A 17,569-nucleotide genomic window follows, 5' to 3' on the forward strand; every position below is an offset into this window, starting at 1 on the left:
GCAGGTCTTCGACCTGCTTGGCGAATGAGTTTGCCCCTGCAAGATAAGCATGCGCGCTCCAGTGGTGATCAGCCCAGCAACTCCCTCAATTGCCCGGTGATCCGCTGCTTCTCCTCCAGCCGCTGCATGATGCGCTGGACGATCTCGTAGCGTGTGGTGGCAACGCTCTTCATCTGTGCCAGGGCCTGCAGGGCGATGGCGGATTTCTCCAGGCCAGAACGCGTCGAGCCGTCCACCTGTGCCAGGCCGATGCGTGCATTTTCCGAGGCATGCAGCAAGCCGCCGACAATCTCCCCGATCTGTTCGCTGGCTTCGTTGGCGCGGCGGGCGAGGTTGCGCACTTCTTCCGCCACCACCGCGAATCCACGTCCCTGTTCGCCAGCGCGCGCCGCTTCGATGGCGGCGTTGAGGGCCAGCAGGTTGGTCTGCTTGGCGATCTCCTGGATGCTGCCGACGATGGAGCCGATGCGCTGCGACTGATCGCTGAGGTCGTTGAACACCTCGGTGATATGGCCCATGTACTGCCCCAGTTCGCCGATGGAAGTTGCCGAGTCCTCGATGCTGCGGGTGGAAAGCTGCAGGTTCTCGCCCGCCTGACGGGCCAGGCTGTTGGCCTGCTGCATGTCGGCCTCGCTTTCGGCGATGGCCAGGCCAAGGTCGGCCAGGCGCGCCAGCAGGTGTTCGAGGGGTAGCGTGGGGACCGGTGCCAGCGGGATTTCCACAGGGTAGGCAGGCGCGGGTTGCGGTTCCGGCACCGGTTGGATCACCGCAACCTCGATCACTTGAGCGGGAAGATGGTGGTAGAGCAGCCCACCGCAGAAGGTGCAGGTGCCGGCCAGGACCAGCGGCCAGGGGCTGGCCAGCAGCCAGGCGGCGAGCATGAAAAGGCCGCCGAGACAGAGCAGCAGGGCGGCCACGGATTTTCGGGGCATGGGGATTCCTTGTCGGTGGGGACGACCTTGTGGGGGCGATTTCAATCGCAATGCAGACCGAAGGGCTGCCCTGCCAGGCCAAGGGCAGCTGTGTTGCCCTTGGCGAATGAATTCGCCCCCACAGGTGGAGCAGGCCGTGCCAAAGGTGGACGGCGCGCTCGGTTTCAGAACAGTGCCAATGTGTAATTGAGGATCAGCCGGTTCTCGTCGATGTCGGTGCGGTAGTTGGAACGCGCGGTGACGTTGCGGATGCGCACGCCCAGGCCTTTAAGGGCGCCGCTCTGGATCACGTAGCCGATGTCCAGGTCGCGCTCCCAGTCCTCGCCTTCAAAGCCCTTGCCGGTGTCGACGTTGTCGCCCCTGATGTAGCGCAGGGTGGTGGTCAGGCCGGGGATGCCGAGGGCGGCGAAGTCGTAGTCATGGCGCACCTGCCAGGAGCGCTCATCCGCCGAGGCGAACTCGTAGGTGGGGACCTCGTTGCCCAGCGGCGTGATGTTGGCGAACACCTTGGGGAAGCCCTGGTCGCCGAACATGCCCTGGTAGCCGATGAAGAAGGTGTGGCCGCCACGCTTGGCCGAGAGCAGGGAGTAGAAGGCCTGGTTGTCGACCTCGCCGATCAGCTTCTTACCGTCTTCGCTGGAATCGTAGAAGCCCATGTTGGCGCCCAGCACCCAGTCGCCCACCGGTTCGGCGTGCTTGAGGCTGATCAGGCGCTGGTCGTAGATGTCCTCCAGCTGCGCGTACCAGGCACCCACCGTGGTGCGGTTGGCATTGAAGGCGTAGTCGGCACCGGCGTAGTTGAAGGCGTCGCTGGAGGCCTGGCGCTGTGGCTGGTAGCCGATCTGGGCCTGGATCTTGTCGTCGCCGGCCTCGTTGCGCAGGCTGGTGCCGGTCAGGTGGCCACCCTGCAGGGTCAGCCCGGCGATTTCGTTGGAGGTGATGCTCGCGCCCTGGTAGCTGGGCGGCAGCAGGCGGATGTCGCTGAACATCAGCACCGGCAGGTTGGGTTGCAGCTCGCCGACTTTCAGCTCGGTCTTCGAGAAACGCATCTTCCCGGCCACGCCCAGGCGGCTGTAGTCGTCGGCGGCCTCGCCATCCTCCTGCACCGGAAGCAGGCCGGTGTTGACCCGGTCGGGGCTGCTGTCGAGCTTGATGCCAAGGGTGCCGATGGCGTCGAGGCCAAAGCCCACCGGGCCGGGCGTGTAGCCGGACTTGAAGTTGAGGATGAAGCCTTGGGCCCATTCTTCGGCCTTGGATTGTTTGTTCGGTCCGACGATGTCGGAGAAATCGCGGCTGAAGTAGTAGTTGCGCAGTTGCAGGGTAGCGGTGGAGTCCTCGATGAAACCGGATTCCGCGGCCAGCGCGCTGAAGGGGAGGGTGCTCAATAGGATTGGGAACGCACGGGACTTGTAGATCATCGCAAGGCTCTTCTTCTGGTTTTCTGGGCGCAACCGTCCGCCGCCGGCTTTCGCTGAGCTGGCGGAGAGCGGATTGCGTCGGGGGTTACCGGCCCGTCGTGACTACGGGCCGAGATCTAGGGCGACGAGCGAGCTAGACGCCCAGGTATCTGTGCGACAACTCCGGTGCCGCGGCGAGTTGATCCGGCGTTCCCTGCCAGACCTGCCGTCCCTTCTCGATGATGTGGTGGCGATCGACCACCCGCGCCATCTCCTTGAGGTTCTTGTCGATGACCAGGATGGTCTCGCCTTCGGCCTTGAGGGTGGCCAGGCAGTTCCAGATGGTCTCGCGGATCACCGGGGCCAGGCCTTCGGTGGCTTCGTCGAGGATCAGCAACTGCGGATTGGTCATCAGCGCACGGCCCACCACCAGCATCTGCTGCTCGCCGCCGGAGAGGGTCTTCGATAGCTGCTCCTGGCGTTCTTCCAGGCGCGGGAACAGGGCATAGATACGTGCCAGGTCCCACTTGCCGCCCTTGCTGGCGGTGGCCAGCAGGTTCTCCTTCACGCTCAGGCTGCCGAAGGCGCGGCGGCCTTCCGGCACCAGGCCCAGACCGGCCTGGGCGATGCGGTAGGGTGTGGCGCCGCGCATCTCCTTGCCGTGGATGCGGATGCTCCCCGCGCTCGGCTTGAGCAGGCCCATGATGGATTTCACGGTGGTGGTCTTGCCCATGCCATTGCGGCCGATCAGCGAGACCACCTGACCCTGTTCGATGGTCAGGTGCATGTCGAACAGCACCTGGCTCAGGCCGTAGCCGGCCTGCAATCCATTGACTTCAAGCATGTTCTTCCCCCAGGTAGGCGGCGCGGACCTGCGCGTTGCTGCGGACTTCTTCCACTGAGCCGGTGAGGATGGTCTGGCCGTAGACCAGCACGGTGATGCGGTCGGCCAGGGCGAACACGGCATCCATGTCGTGCTCCACCAGCAGGATGGCGTAGCGCCCCTTGAGCGACTGGAGCAATTCGGTCATGCGCGCGGATTCCTCCGCACCCATGCCGGCCATGGGTTCGTCCAGCAGCAGGACCGAGGCTTCCTGGGCCAGCGCCAGGGCCAGTTCCAGCTGGCGTCGTTCGCCGTGGGACAGTTCGCTCACCAGGTCCTGGGCACGGCGGCCGAGGCCGACCTGTTCCAGGTAGCCCAGCGCCGGGTCCAGCAGGCTGCGGTCGCGGGACAGCGGACGCCACATGCCGAAGCTCCTGCCTTCGCGGGCGGCGATGGCCACCGCGACGTTCTCCAGCAGGCTGAAATCCGGGTAGAGCTGGCTGACCTGGAAGGAGCGGGCCAGGCCCAGGCGTGGTCGTTCGTGGGCCGGCACTTCGGTGATGTCCTGTCCGGTGAAGAGAATCTTCCCCTTGTCCGGACGGATTTCCCCGGCGATCTGCGAGATCAGCGTCGACTTACCGGCGCCGTTGGGGCCGATGATCGCGTGCAGCTCGCCAGCGGCCAGTTCCAGGTTGGCGCCATTGGTGGCTTTCACCGCACCGAAGGATTTCTCCAGGCCACGGATGGACAGTTGCGCGCTCATGGGTGCACCTCGCGGGCGGTGGCGACGGGAAGGGGCTGGGCGGAGGCCTTGCGCCGTCGCTGGCCGGCCATCAGCAGGCCGTAGATGCCCTGGCGGCCGAACACCACCACCAGCAGCAGGAGCGGGCCGAAGATCAGCAGCCAGTGTTCGGTCCACAGGCTCAGAAGCTGTTCCAGACCGAGGTAGACCGCAGCGCCCAGCACCGGGCCGAGGAGGGTACCGACGCCGCCGAGAATCACCATCGCCATCAGCTCGCCGGACTTCTGCCAGGCGCCCATGTCGGGGCTTACGAACAGCGCGTAGTTGGCCCAGAGCACGCCGGCCAGGCCCGCGCCGAGGCCGGCGATGACGAAGGTGGTGAGGCGATAGCGCAAAGGTTTCAGCCCCAGGCTGACGGTGCGTCGCTCGCTCTGCTTGAGGCCGCGCAGGACGAAGCCGAAGCGCGAGCCCACCAGGCGCCGGCAGATCAGCAGCCAGGCCACCAGCAGGGCAACGCAGAGGTAATAGAACGCGTTGGCGTCGTTCAGGTCGAGGCCGGGCAGGCTGTTGCGCTCGTTCATCAGGATGCCGTCGTCACCGCCGTAGAGCGACAGCGAGCCGAGGATGAAGTAGAGCATCTGGCTGAAGGCCAGGGTGATCATGATGAACTGCACGCCGCTGGTGCGCAGCGACAGGTAGCCCATCACCAGGCCGAGCAGGGCACAGCAGAGCAGGGCCAGCGGCCAGACCACCAGCGCGCTGTTGCTGCCTTCCCAGCCCCACAGCGGCATCGCCTGCGAGCTGTGGAAGGCGATGATGCCGACCACGTAGCCGCCCAGGCCGAAGAACGCGGCGTGGCCGAAGCTGACCATGGCGCCGTAGCCGATCAGCAGGTCCAGGCTGGCGGCTGCCATGCCGTAGATGGCCAGGCGGGTGAACAGGCTGACCAGGAAGGGTTCGTTGCACAGCACCGCCACCAGGGGCATCAGCGCGAAGGTGGCCAGGCAGGCCAGGTCGATAATCAGTCGACGGGACATGGGATTCTCCTCAGGCGCGGGCCGGCAGCAGGCCGCGCGGACGCACCAGCAGCACCAGGGCCATGACGATGTAGGCGCTGGCGGAAATCAGCCCGGCGCTCAGGGCGCCGCTGACCTCGGCCGGCAGCAGCTGGTCCAGCAGTTGCGGGATGTAGGCGCGGCCCAGGCTGTCGACCATGCCGATCAGCAGGGCGCCTACCAGGGCGCCGCGCACCGAGCCGACGCCGCCGACGACGATGACCACGAAGGTGGTGATCAGCACCTTCTCGCCCATGCCGATCTCCACTGACAGCAGCGGCGCGGCCATGAAGCCGGCCAGGCCGCAGAGCACGCAGCCGAAGACGAACACCAGGGTGTAGAGGCGGGCAATGTTCACCCCCAGGGCACCGACCATCTCGTGGTCGTCGGCGCCGGCGCGGATCAGCATCCCCAGGCGGGTGTGGTTGATCAGCAGCCACATGCCGAGGGCCACCAGCAGGCCGGCGCCGATGAACAGCAGGCGGCTGACCGGGTACATCAGGCCGGGCAGCACTTCGACGAAGGCGTTGTACCAGTCCGGTGTCGGCATGGCCGGCGGGCTGCGGCCGAACAGCAGGGTGATCAGCTCGTTGGTGAAGAACACCACGGCCAGCGTCGCCAGTACCTGGTCCAGGTGGTCGCGGTTGTAGAGGCGGCGGATGATCCCGGTCTCGATCACCAGGCCGTAGAGCGCGGCACCGGCCAGGGCGGCAAGGCCGCCGAGCCAGAAGGAGCCGGTGGCGATGGCGGTGTGGGCGGCGCAGAAGGCGCCGACCATGTAGAAGGCGCCGTGGGCGAGGTTGATGACGCCCATGATGCCGAAGATCAGCGTCAGGCCGGAGGCGAGCAGGAACAGCAGGGCGCTGTACTGCAGGCCATTGAGAAGTTGTTCGAGCAACAGCATGGCGAAGTCCTGCGATGGTGGCCCGCCGGCGTGGCCGGCGGGCTGGCGGGTCAGGTCGGGATCAGAGCGCGCACTGGGTCGCGTAGCTGTCCACCTGGGCCTTGGCGATGGTTTTCACCGGCACCTCGGCGAGCTTGCCGTCGGCACCGGCCTGGACCTTGAGCAGGTGCCAGTCGATCACCGCATGCTGGTTGCTGCCGAAGCGGAAGTTGCCACGCACCGAGTCGAAGCGGGCATCGCGCAGGGCGCTGCGGAAGGCCTCGGCGTTCTTGATGTCGCCATTGGTGGCCTTGAGGGCCGAGCCGATCAGGCGCGCGGTGTCGTAGCCCTGGGCGGCGTACATGGTGGGGGCGCGGTTGTACTTCTCGGTGAAGGCCTTGATGAAGGCCTGGTTGGCCGGGTTGTCGGACTGCGGGTTCCAGCCGCTGACCACGTTGACGCCCTCGGCCACGTTGCCGGTGGCGGCGAGCATGCGCTCGTCCATGGAGAACACCGGCACTACCATCGGGATGCTCTTGGCCAGACCCGAGCTGCCGTACTGCTTGGCGAAGTTGATGCCGGCACCGCCGGGATGGAACTGGAACACGGCGTCCGGGTTCAGCGAGCGGATGCGCGCCAGTTCCACGGAGAAGTCCAACTGGTTGAGCTTGGTGTAGATCTCGGTGACTTCGCCCTTGAAGGTGCGCTTGAACCCGGCCAGGGCATCGCGGCCGGCCTGGTAGTTGGGGGCGAGGATGACCATCTTCTTGTAGCCGAGGTCGTTGGCGGCGACGCCGGCCATCTCGTGGGGCACGTCGTTCTGGTAGGAGGCGGCGAAGTAGTTGGGCTTGCACTGTGCGCCGGCGAGGTTGGAGGGCGCGGCGTTGGTGCTGATGTAGAAGCGGTCTCCCTGGGTCGCGCCGTTGACCACGGCGGCCAGTACGTTGGAGAACATGACGCCGGTGTAGAGGGAGATGCCGTCGAGGCTCATGCGGTCGATGATCTGCTTGCCCTTGGCGGGTTGCAGGCCATCGTCCTCGACCACCAGCTCCACGGGCACGCCGCCGAGCTTGCCGCCTTCCTGGTCCATGGCCAGGCGGAAGGCGTCGCGGGCGTCCTCGCCGAGGTAGCCAGCGGGTGTGGAAAGGGTGGTGATGAAGCCGATGCGCACAGGGTCCTGTGCCAGGGCGGGGAGGGAAGAGGCCAGCGCGGCCCCGAGCATCGCAAGTTCAAGGGTCTTTTTCATGGTTACCGCCTTGGTTGCGCAGCGCCGTCGTGACCCGGCCTGCTTAGTTGTTGTGTGGGCAGTTGGTGAAGCGGGTGGAGCGTATTTGTTGTTTTGTGTGCCGCTGTAGGAGCGAGCTTGCTGGCGAACGCATCGCGCATTCGCCAGCAAGCTGGCTCCTGCAAAGGGGCATGCACTTGTCAGGTATTGCTCTCGGTGAACTTCTCGAAATACAGGTGACCGTTATCGATGCCGTTTTCCGTGAGCCAGGTCTTCACCGACTCCACCATCGGCGGCGGGCCGCAGAGGTACATGTCGAAGGGGGCTTCGCGCAGGGCCACTGCATCGAAGTGCTCGGGTACGTAGCCGCGCTTGCCGTTCCAGTCCTGGCCCTCGTCGCTGATCACCGGGGTGAAGCTGAAGTCCGGGATGCGTGCGGCGTAGTCCTGGATGCGCTCCAGCTCGCAGAGGTCGGCCACCTGGCGCACGCCATAGAACAGGTGCACCGGCTGACCGCAGCCGCCATTCGCGGCGATCTCGTCGAGCATGCCGAGGAAGGCCGAGAGGCCGGTCCCACCGGCCACCAGCAGCAGCGGCTTTTCGATGTGGCGCATGTAGAAGGCACCCAGCGGGGCTTCGAAGTGGATTTCGTCTCCCACCTTGCAGCGTTCGCGGATGTAGTTGCTCATCACCCCGTCCGGCAGCAGGCGGATGAGGAACTGCAGCTTGTTCTCCGCGTTCGGTCGGTTGGCGAAGGAGTAGGAGCGTTTAGCGTCCGTGCCCGGTACCTGCAGGCGGGCGTACTGGCCCGGCAGGAAGTCCAGGTGCTGGCCGTCGATGCCGGCATCCAGGTGGAGGATGGCGGTGGTCGGCGACACCTGCTCGACGTGGGTGACCACGCCGCGTTCTTCCACCGGCCGCGCCGCGCTGCAGAGCGACGAGGCGAAGTCGAAGTAGAACGACGCATCGGATTGCACACGGGTCTGGCAGGTGAGCATCTTGCGCTGTTCCAGGTCCTTGGCCGACAAGGCCTCCTCGTCCACGTAGTCCATGGCGTAGCGGCCGGACTCGCAGCGGCCCATGCAGGTGCCGCAGACGCCCTCGCGGCAGTCCAGCGGAATGTTGATGCCGTTGCGCAGGGCGGCATCGAGCAGGATCTCGTTGCCCTGCACGGGGAAGAACAGGGTTTTGCCATCGGCAAAACTGAAGGCGACCTTGTGGTTCATGGCGCGTACATCCGGGCAATCAGAGGTGGTAGAAGTCGAGCACCGAGTTGATGGTGTCGTTGAGCAGGACCATGTGCTTGCGGGTGATCTTCCAGCTCTCGCCGCTGGGCTTGAGGTGGTAGGTCGCATGGCCGAAGAACTGCTCGCTCTGGCCCAGCCGGTAGTACAGCGTGTGCCAGTTGGCCTTCACTTCCAGCTGGCCATCGCCACGCTCGGCGATACGCACGTTGCTGATCTGGTGCAGGGTGCGCGGCATCGGCACGGTCGAGGCGGCCTTGCCGGTGCGGATGCGGTACACCCGGTCTTCCAGGCCCGAGCGGTTGCTGTAGTAGATCAGCGACATGCCGCGTTTCGGGTCGGTGGTGTACTGGTGCTCGGACTCCCACTGCGGCAGGTGGTACTCGCACTGCTCGTCGAACAGCTCGAGGTAGGCGTCCCAGTCCTGGGCGTCGCACAGGGCGGACTTGTCGTAGAGGAACTGTTCGATCTGGTATTGCAGTTGCGGGTTCATGCCTGCACCTCCTGTAGTTTCAGGGCTTTCTGGTCCAGGCCCTTGAGCAGGAAGCGCTGCCAGTTGACGTGCTGGTTCACGTACAGACCTTCATGGGTGAATTCGGTGCCGGTCATCACCGGCGCGATGCCCAGGGTCTGGCTGTTCGAGGTGGCGCCGGTGACCCACTTGCCGTAGCCGCGGGAGATGTCGCTCCAGCGTTCCAGGCGTCCCTGGAAGCCGCGCTGCTGTTCGCGGAACTCCACCAGGTCGTCGGGGGTGCCCATGCCGGAGACGTTGAAGAAGTCCTCGAACTGGCGGATGCGGCTCTCGCGGTCGGCATCGGACTCACCCTTCACGCCGATGCATTGGCTGGTGATCTCGGTCTTGTTCCAGGCCACCGGACGCACGATGCGCAGCTGGGAGCTGATCTGGTCCATGAAGAACAGGCTGGGGTAGATGTTCAGGTTGCGCAGGCGATGCATCATCCACTCCGCCTTGGCCTGGCCGTGCTCCTCGACCAGGCGTGGCATCACGGTGGCGTAGCCGGGGCGTACGGTGGGATTGGGCATGTCGCTGAACAGCACGCTGTGGCCGTTGTTGAAGGAGAACCAGCCGTCGTCGGTCTCGGCGTCACCGGCACCGAGCTTGCTGTAGTCCAGGGTGCTGCTGGCGCCGCCCTTGGCGGCGTTGACCTGCTGGCGGTGCTGCACGGTGGCCACGTAGTTGTAGTGCACGGTGCTGACGTGATAGCCGTCCAGGCCGTTCTCGTTCTGCAGCTTCCAGTTGCCGTCGAAGGTGTAGGTGGACTTGCCGGGCAGCACTTCCAGCTCGCCGGTGGGCGACTGGGCGACCATCATGTCGAAGAACACCTTGGCGTCGCCGAGGAAGTCTTCGAGGCTGTCGGTGCCGGCGACATCGAGGCTGATGAAGACGAAGCCCTTGTAGCTCTCGATGCGCGCTTTCTTCAGGCCTCGGGTGGCCTTGTCGAAGCCTTCCGGGTACTCGCCGGGTGCCTTGACCTTCACCAGGCGGCCATCGCTCTTGTAGCACCAGGCGTGGAAGGGGCAGGTGAAGGTGGACTGGTTGCCCTTGCCCACGCGGGTGAGGGTGGCGCCGCGATGCTGGCAGGCGTTGATCAGGGCGTTCAGCTCGCCATTGCCGTCGCGGGTGATGATCATCGGCTGGCGGCCGGCGCGCAGGGTCATGAAGTCGTGGGCGTTGGGGATTTCGCTCTCGTGGCAGGCGTAGATCCAGTTCTTCTCGAAGATCAGTTCCATCTCCAGGTCGAACAGGTCCGGCTCGGTGAACATGTCCCGGGCGATGCGGTACACGCCGTCGTCTGGACGGAAGTCCAGGCAGCCGCTGACGTATTCTCTCCACTGCGCAACGTTTTTATTCGAAGTATTCATGGGTGGCACCTTCCACATCGGGCGAATCAGTGGAGGCCATTAGAAGGAGCAGGGACTTGCCCGGTCTATCCGCATAGTTGGCGAAGCTGCGCCGTAAATTTTGCCGTCGGCCATCCACCCGCAAGCCACAAGGGGCGGGGCTTGCAGCGGTTCCTGGGCGAGCGGAAGAAACGGATAGCCTTTGTCCAGCAAGCGGATAGCGGCGGGGGTGGGAAGGGGACTTGAATCCACCTCGACAGCGCCACGGCGGGGCGCGGTAACGGTGGGTTGGCCTGGAGCGGCCCGAGGTAACGCCTGCTGATGGAAATGGCGGTTGGCTAGCCGATTCTTTCGCTGTGCGCTATCCGAAAAATTGGCGAAGGCTATCCACTCCTTCCGTGGGGGTAACCCAAGGCGTGCATGTGCTTCCCAAACCGAGTAACACACCAGCTTTTCTGCCAATCACCAGGTTGCGCCGGAGAAAGTGGGCGGTTAACGCACCGAGTGACCGTAGGCCTTGTTCCAGGCGGCGTGGCAGGGCCCTGGAATGAGGCATCCAGACCAGTCGCCTGGTCCTTTGTGGACACGTTTCCGGGGGCCGAGGAGCAGATCTATCCAGAAAATGGGCCAATGTTATCCTCGATTTCCGCTCTTCGAAGGAGCGTGCTGGTGTGGCATGGAGCTTGCCTGTTTCAACTCGACGCGCCGCAAGAGCGCGCATCTCCAATTGCCGTGTTGGGTGCCGCGTGATGAGTACGAAGAACTATCCCCATTTTCGAGACATTTCCGCAGATCGCTACGATCTGGCGGGAGCCCGTTCCTGGATGTCGAACATTTGCGGGCCTCACCAGCTGAAGGCGGCGAAGCCCGAGCGTATCCAGTTCCACCACAGCGGCAATGTGTTGCCCTCGATGTCCACCACCCTGGGCTATGTCGAGTACGGCACCGACGTCACCATCGGCGTCGGCGACGAGATGAACCTCAACTGTTACAGCCTCAGCCTGCCGCTCAGCGGCGAGCAGGAGCTGGCCAAGTCCGGGCGACTGCTGCGTTCGGATCGCGACTGGGGAGTGATCGTCTCGCCCCACGAACACCAGGAGCTGACCATCGGCGGCGACTGCCACAAGTTGCAGGTGGCGATTCCCCGTGCGGCCATGCAGCAGACCCTGGAAGACCTGTTGCAACGCAGCGTGGATGCACCGCTGAGCTTCCAGGCCGAGATGGATGCGGTAGAAGGCGCGGCGGCTTCCTGGTGGCGCATGGCGCGGCACCTGATCGATGAGCTGGAGCGCAGCCGTGATCTCTACGGCCAGCTGTTCTTCACCCGTGATCTGGAAAGCGCGCTGATCAAGGGGCTGATCCTGGCCCAGCCGAACAACTATTCGGACGAACTGCGCGAGCGCCTGGAGATCAAGCTGCCGCACTACTTGCTGCGTGCCCGTTCCTTCATCCAGGTCCACGCCCGCGAGGACATCTGCCTGGAGGACATCGAGCGCGCCGCCGGCGTTTCGCGCTTCAAGCTGTTCGAGGGCTTCAGGAAGTACTTCGGCCAGTCGCCGATGGCGTTCCTGAAGAAGCACCGGCTCACTGCAGTGCGACAGGACATCCTCGAGGACCGTTCCCAGCGCAACATCTCGGCGATCGCGCTGGCCTGGGGCTTCAATCACCTCGGACGCTTCTCCAGCGAATATCGCAAGCTGTTCGGCGAAACACCGAGCGCCACCATCCAGCGCCTGGAGGCCAGACGCGGCCACAGCCTCTGAGGCGCGGCCGCTCGTCGCCAACTCTTCGCGCAATTGTCGAGCGCACCCCCGGCCGGACGACCACTAGGGCGAGTCCCTTATCAACGTCTGGTTCAGGAGTGCGCACCATGAACATCGACAAGCATCCCGTAGTTTCCCAAGCAGAATGGCTTCAGGCGCGCGAGGAATTGCTGCGCAAGGAAAAGGCCTTCACCCACGAGCGCGACAAACTCAGCGCCGAGCGCCGGGCGCTGCCCTGGGTCCGCATCGACCAGGTCTATGCCTTCGAGGGGCCGGACGGCTGGGAAACCCTGGCCGACCTGTTCGACGGGCGCAGCACGCTGGTCATCTACCACTTCATGTTCGGCCCCAACTGGAAGGAAGGTTGCCCCGGCTGCTCCTTCCTCGCCGACCATATCGATGGGCCGAACCAGCACCTCAAGCACCACGACGTGACCCTGCTCTGCGTGTCGCGTGCGCCCTTGCAGGAGTTCCAGGCCTTCCGCAAGCGCATGGGCTGGACGTTCAAGTGGGTGTCGTCCCAAGGCAGTGCCTTCAACCAGGACTTCGGCGTGGCCGCCCGGCCCGAAGACATCGCCGCTGGCACCGCGCGATACAACTACGGCACCAGCAAGGACCCGGGCGAGGACATGCCGGGGCTCAGCGTGTTCTATCGCAACGAGGCCGGGGACATCTTCCACACCTATTCCACCTATGCCCGTGGCCTGGACCTGCTGGTAGGCGCCTACAACTTCCTCGACCTGCTGCCCAAGGGCCGTGATGAGCAGGAGATCATGGACTGGATGACCTACCACGACCGCTATGAGGAAGAACCGATGAAGGCGCATAGCTGCTGCGCGGAGTGATGCAGCTCTTGTAGATCCTATGCAAAGGCCGCCCGCACGCCGATTCTTAATCCGGGGGATAGAAGGTTTGGCCCAGAGGAGGAATCGACATGCGAACGGCCTACGTTGAACAGCATAGTGCGAACGAACCGGTCTTGGCAGTGGCGCTGGAGTTGGCCAGGGCCAGTTGGAAAGTGGCGCTGAGTGATGCCCGGCGCGCCCCCCGGCTGAAGACAGTCGACGCACCGCAACCCCTGGCGCGCCTGGAGCAGGTGGTGCAAACGATCGCGGAGACGCGCGCGCTCTGGGCGTTGCCAGCGTCCGCCAGAGTGGTCGTGGTGTATGAAGCGGGCCAGGATGGCTTCTGGCTACAGCGCGCCTTGCAGGCGCGTGCGCTGGAGGTCCTGGTGATCGATCCAGCGAGCCTGCTGATGGCGCGGCGGAGGCGTCTGGCCAAGACTGACCGGCTGGACGCCTTGCGCCTGGTGGAGGCCCTGCTGGCCTGGCTGCGTGGCGAGCAGCGGCGTTTTCAGGTGGTGTGCCCGCCCAGCGTCGAGGACGAGGATCGCCGGCACTGGGGGCGCGAGCGCCAGCAGTTGCAGCGCGAGCTGCAGCAGCACCGCAACCGGATCGAGAAGCTGCTGGCGACGGTGGGCTGCTGGACCCGGCTGGATCGTGCCGGCCGCCAACAACTGGCCGAGGGCACGCTGCAGGACTGGGCTGGCCAGGCGCTGGGGGCGGCGCTGCAGGCCCGCCTGCAGCGGGAGCTGCAACGCTGGCAGGAGGCCCGGACCCAGCTGCGGCGGCTGGAGCACGAACACGCGCAGCGCTTCGGCACCCGCCAGGCCGAACAAGTGGCGCGACTGAGCCAGTTGCGCGGCATCGGCACCGTCGGCGCCCGGCAACTGGTACTCGAGCTGTTCTGGCGGCAGTTTCGCAACCGCCGTCAGTTGGGGGCCTGCGTTGGCCTGGTGCCCTCGCCCTACGACAGCGGCACGCTGCGGGTCGACCAGGGCATCAGCAAGCAGGGTAATCCCCGGGTCCGCGCGCTGCTGGTCGAACAGGCCTGGCTATGGCTGCACTACCAGCCGAACAGCGCCCTCAGCCACTGGTTCGCCAAGAAGGCCGGCGGTGATTGCCGTCGCAGTCGACGGGTAGCGATCGTGGCCCTGGCGCGACGCCTGGTGATCGCCTTGTGGCGCTACCTGGAGCGCGGTGAGCTGCCGGCGGGTGCAACACTGAAAGCCGTGCCCTGACACCACCACTCAGCCAGCGAGCCGCGACGAAAGAGTTACGCAGTCAACACGCCCGTAATTCGCCCGGGTCATCAGCGCGATGACCGATCTTGTAGAAAGGGTGTGGTGCAAAGGGGTATGCCTGAGCGCAACGCGCAAGCAGGATCGTGTTGGTCCTCGTGACCAGCGGATAGAAGGTGGTGAGACGCTAGGTCTCACGAGCAGCATGCCCCGCTGCCTTGATGCGTGCCCCAAGTCATGAATCGGAGGAACAGGCCTTGACACCGAGATCTTCATAGAAGGGGCGAATTCATTCGCCAAGCAGGCCGAAGGTCTGCCCTGTATCAGGGGGCAACTGCATTGCCCTTGGCGAATGAATTCGCCCCCACAGGGAAATCACCTCCAGCGTCTTGCTCGGCCATTGGTGCGCGCGGCGCACCCTACGAACCGAATCGCTCCACCGTAGGGTGCGCTGTGCGCACCGCTTGCGTTGTGGGAGCTATTCCATCAGAGCTGGAGCACCGCCTCCTCCACCGGCTTCTTCACCCGCAACACCAGCGCACACAGCGCCGGCAGGAACAGCAGGGTCAGCACTGTGCCCACCAGTACGCCGCCGATCAGCACATAGGCCAGGGATGACCAGAACACCGAGAAGGTCAGCGGGATGAAGGCCAGCGCGGCGGCCAGGGCGGTGAGCAGCACCGGGCGGGCGCGGCGCACGGTTGCCTCGATGATGGCCTCGCGCAGGGGGCGGCCGTGGGCCTGCTCCTGTTCAATCTGGTCGGTGAAGATCAGGGTGTTGCGCATCAGGATGCCGCCGATGCCGATCAGCGCCAGGATGGCGTTGAAGCCGAAGGGCTGGTTGAACAGCAGCAGCGCCGGGATCGCACCGATCAGGCCGAGTGGCGCGGTGGCGAACACCATGAACATCAGGGAGAAGGAGCGCACCTGGAACATGATCACCACCAGGGTCAGCAGGATCATCACCGGGAACAGCACGGCCAGCGCCTTGTTGGCCTTGGCGCTTTCTTCCACCGGGCCGGCGATGGTCACCTTGTAGCCGGCTGGCAGTTTGGCGATCAGCGGTTGCAGGTCGGCGTACACGGCCTTTTCCACGTCCGGTGGCTGGGTGCCCTGGATGATGTCGGCACGGACTTCGAAAGTGAGTTCGCGGTCGCGGCGCTTGAGGATGGGTTCTTCCATCACCGGCTGGAAACGCCCCACCTGTTCCAGGGGCACCGAGACGCCCGCGGCATTGGTGATGGTCAGGCCCTCGATGCCGCCGAGGTTCTGCCGCTGGGCGTGCAACGCGCGGACCATCACGGCCACGGTGCGGTTGCCTTCGCGTACTTCGGTCACCGGGTTGCCGGTGAGCAGGGCGTTGAGCTGGCTCTTGACATCAACGGGGGTGAAGCCGAGCAGGCGCAGGCGGTCCTGGTCCAGTACCAGGCGATAGGAACTGCTGCGCTCACCCCAGTCTATGAAGGTGTCGCGGGTTTTGGGATTGACGGCGACCACGGCACGAACCTCTTCGCAGATCTGCCGCAGCTGGTCGAGGTTGGGGCCGGAAACCCGGAACACCACCGGGAAGGGCACAGGCGGGCCGAATACCAGCTGGGTGACGCGTACCCGCGCCGAGGGGAATTCACCGGCGGCGATACGTTCGTGCATGCGTGCCTTTAGGGTGTCGCGAGCCTTGGCGTCTGCGGTCTGCACGATGATTTTGGCGAACGCCGGGTCCGGCAGCTCGGGGTTCAGGGACAGGAAGAAGCGTGGCGCACCGCCGCCTACATAGGCGTTGACCAGTTTGGTCTGAGGTTCTTCCAGCAGGGCTTTCTCCACCTGGGCGACCACGGATTCTGTGGCCTTGAAGGCACTGCCCGGCGGCATGTAGACCTCCAGCAGCAACTCGGAGCGGTCGGAGTTGGGGAAGAACTGCTTCTTCACGATGCCCATTCCTAGGCCGCTGGCGACGAAGGCCAGCACCACCAGGACGGTGACCAGCTTGCGGTGGTTCACGCACCAGGTGACCAGGGTGCGCAGGCGCTGGTAGAGGCGGGTGGCGTAGAGCGCGTCGTGGCCGCCGGCAACGGGCTTGATCTTGGGCAGCAGCTTCACCCCCAAGTAGGGCGTGAAGAACACCGCCACCAGCCAGGAGGCGAGCAGGGCGAAGCCGACGATCCAGAAGATGTTGCCGGCGTACTCCCCAGCGCTGGACTTGGCGAAGCCCACCGGCAGGAAGCCGATGACGGTCACCAGGGTGCCGGTGAGCATGGGTGCGGCGGTGGAGGTCCAGGCGAAGGTGGCGGCCTGCACGCGGTCGAGGCCTTCCTCCAGCTTCACCACCATCATCTCGATGGCGATGATGGCGTCGTCCACTAGCAGGCCCAGGGAGAGGATCAGCGCGCCGAGGGTGATCCGGTCGAACTCGCGTCCGGTCATCAGCATGATCACGAAGACGATGGACAGGGTCAGCGGTACGGCGGCGGCCACCACCAGGCCGACGCGGAAGCCCAGGGCCAGCAGGCTGATCAGCATCACGACGCCCAGGGCGACGAAGAACTTGAGCATGAACTCATTCACCGCGATGCGGATTTTCTCGGCCTGGTCGGAGACCTTGTCGAATTTCACACCCAGCGGCAGCCCGGCATGGATGCGGTCTTCCTCGGCCTGCAGGGACTTGTCCAGTTCAAGGCCGTTGAAGTGCGGGTCCATGATCACGCCGAGCATCAGCGCCGGTTCGCCCTGGTGGCGGATGCGGTAGTTCGGCGGGTCCTCGTAGCCACGTGTGACCGTGGCGACGTCGGCGATGCGCAACAGCTTGCCGTTGGCATTGATCGGCACGTTTTCGATCAGCTTCAGGCTGTCGAAGGCACCGTCCAGGCGAATGTAGGCGCGCGGTCCGCTGGTTTCGACGAAGCCTGCCGGGGCCACGCCGTTCTGCTTGGCCAGGGCTTCGAAGATTTGTTCGGGCTTCAGGCCAAGGGTGGCCAGGCGCTGGTAGGAGAATTCGACGAAGATGCGCTGGGCCTGTTCGCCAAGGATGTTGACCTTCTTCACCCCGGGCAGATTGAGCAGGCCCTGGCGCAGGTCCTCGGCCATCTGCACCAGCTGGCGGTGCGGCAGTTGTTCGGCCTCCAACGCGTAGAGGGCGAAGTAGACGTCCGAGTATTCGTCGTTGAAGAAGGGGCCGACCACGCCTTGCGGCAGGCGCTTGGCTTCATCGGAGAGCTTCTTGCGGGTCTGGTAGAAGAGCGCCTGGATGTCGCCCGGCCGGGTGGAATCCTGGTACTGCAGCTTCATCGAGACGAAGCCGGGCTGGGCGATGGTTTCCACCCGGTCGTAGAAGTCCAGCTCCTGCAGGCGCTTCTCCAGGCGGTCCGCCACCTGCTCCTGCATTTCACGCGCGGTAGCGCCCGGCCAGGCGGCGGTGATGGTCATGGTCTTGACCGTGAAGGAGGGGTCTTCGGCGCGCCCCAGCTTGCTGAAGGCGATGGCCCCGGCGACTAGGGTGGCGATGATCAGGAAGAGGGTGACTGCCCGATTGCGCACGGCGAATGCGGAAAGGTTGAAGCGGCTCATT

Annotated in this window: 13 protein-coding genes and 1 pseudogene; 3 read left to right on the plus strand and 11 right to left on the minus strand. The window is 65.0% G+C overall.

From position 1 onward, the window contains the following. Positions 1–68: 68 nt before the first annotated feature. The 10 genes and pseudogenes from THL1_RS31280 to antA form a co-directional block, all read right to left on the minus strand. A pseudogene (locus tag THL1_RS31280) lies at positions 69–473 on the minus strand (methyl-accepting chemotaxis protein); the annotation flags it as partial. A 623-nt stretch (positions 474–1,096) separates the two neighbouring features. Then, positions 1,097–2,350, minus strand: coding sequence for an OprD family porin (locus THL1_RS07685; RefSeq protein WP_069082709.1), 1,254 nt, complete (start codon positions 2,348–2,350; stop codon positions 1,097–1,099). A gap of 133 nt (positions 2,351–2,483) precedes the next feature. After that, a complete protein-coding gene (locus THL1_RS07690; protein ID WP_069082710.1) occupies positions 2,484–3,173 on the minus strand; it encodes an ABC transporter ATP-binding protein in 690 nt (229 codons plus the stop codon). After that, positions 3,166–3,915, minus strand: coding sequence for an ABC transporter ATP-binding protein (locus THL1_RS07695; protein ID WP_069082711.1), 750 nt, complete (start codon positions 3,913–3,915; stop codon positions 3,166–3,168). Before THL1_RS07695 ends, THL1_RS07690 begins: the two co-directional genes overlap by 8 nt. Then, a complete protein-coding gene (locus THL1_RS07700) occupies positions 3,912–4,931 on the minus strand; it encodes a branched-chain amino acid ABC transporter permease (protein ID WP_069082712.1) in 1,020 nt (339 codons plus the stop codon). Before THL1_RS07700 ends, THL1_RS07695 begins: the two co-directional genes overlap by 4 nt. Positions 4,932–4,941: 10 nt before the next feature. Then, the gene (locus THL1_RS07705; protein WP_069082713.1) at positions 4,942–5,853 is read right to left on the minus strand and encodes a branched-chain amino acid ABC transporter permease; all 912 of its coding nucleotides are present in this window, start codon (positions 5,851–5,853) and stop codon (positions 4,942–4,944) included. A 61-nt stretch (positions 5,854–5,914) separates the two neighbouring features. Then, complete coding sequence (locus tag THL1_RS07710; protein WP_069082714.1) at positions 5,915–7,078, minus strand: ABC transporter substrate-binding protein; 1,164 nt, start codon at positions 7,076–7,078, stop codon at positions 5,915–5,917. Between the two features lie 179 nt (positions 7,079–7,257). Further along, positions 7,258–8,283, minus strand: coding sequence for an anthranilate 1,2-dioxygenase electron transfer component AntC (gene antC, locus THL1_RS07715; protein ID WP_069082715.1), 1,026 nt, complete (start codon positions 8,281–8,283; stop codon positions 7,258–7,260). Positions 8,284–8,302: 19 nt separating this feature from the next. Then, positions 8,303–8,794 (minus strand): anthranilate 1,2-dioxygenase small subunit, encoded by a 492-nt coding sequence (gene antB, locus THL1_RS07720; RefSeq protein WP_069082716.1) that lies wholly within the window; start codon positions 8,792–8,794, stop codon positions 8,303–8,305. Beyond that, entirely contained in the window at positions 8,791–10,185 is a 1,395-nt protein-coding gene (gene antA / locus THL1_RS07725; RefSeq protein WP_069082717.1) for an anthranilate 1,2-dioxygenase large subunit, read from the minus strand. The genes antB and antA overlap by 4 nt, the downstream gene beginning before the upstream one ends. Positions 10,186–10,913: 728 nt before the next feature. Between antA and THL1_RS07730 the strand changes: the two genes are divergently transcribed. The 3 genes from THL1_RS07730 (at position 10,914) to THL1_RS07740 (ending at position 14,007) form a co-directional block, all read left to right on the plus strand. After that, positions 10,914–11,927: an AraC family transcriptional regulator gene (locus THL1_RS07730; protein ID WP_069086446.1), complete on the plus strand. Its 1,014-nt coding sequence runs from the start codon at positions 10,914–10,916 to the stop codon at positions 11,925–11,927. Between the two features lie 107 nt (positions 11,928–12,034). After that, positions 12,035–12,772: a DUF899 domain-containing protein gene (locus THL1_RS07735; protein ID WP_069082718.1), complete on the plus strand. Its 738-nt coding sequence runs from the start codon at positions 12,035–12,037 to the stop codon at positions 12,770–12,772. A gap of 89 nt (positions 12,773–12,861) precedes the next feature. Beyond that, positions 12,862–14,007, plus strand: a complete 1,146-nt coding sequence (locus THL1_RS07740) for an IS110 family transposase (RefSeq protein ID WP_069082015.1) — start codon at positions 12,862–12,864, stop codon at positions 14,005–14,007. Between the two features lie 486 nt (positions 14,008–14,493). On the opposite strand, the gene THL1_RS07745 is transcribed toward THL1_RS07740, so the two are convergent. Next, a complete protein-coding gene (locus THL1_RS07745) occupies positions 14,494–17,568 on the minus strand; it encodes an efflux RND transporter permease subunit (RefSeq protein WP_069082719.1) in 3,075 nt (1,024 codons plus the stop codon). Position 17,569: the final 1 nt, after the last annotated feature.

It is taken from the genome of Pseudomonas sp. TCU-HL1, assembly GCF_001708505.1.
Classification (GTDB): domain Bacteria; phylum Pseudomonadota; class Gammaproteobacteria; order Pseudomonadales; family Pseudomonadaceae; genus Metapseudomonas.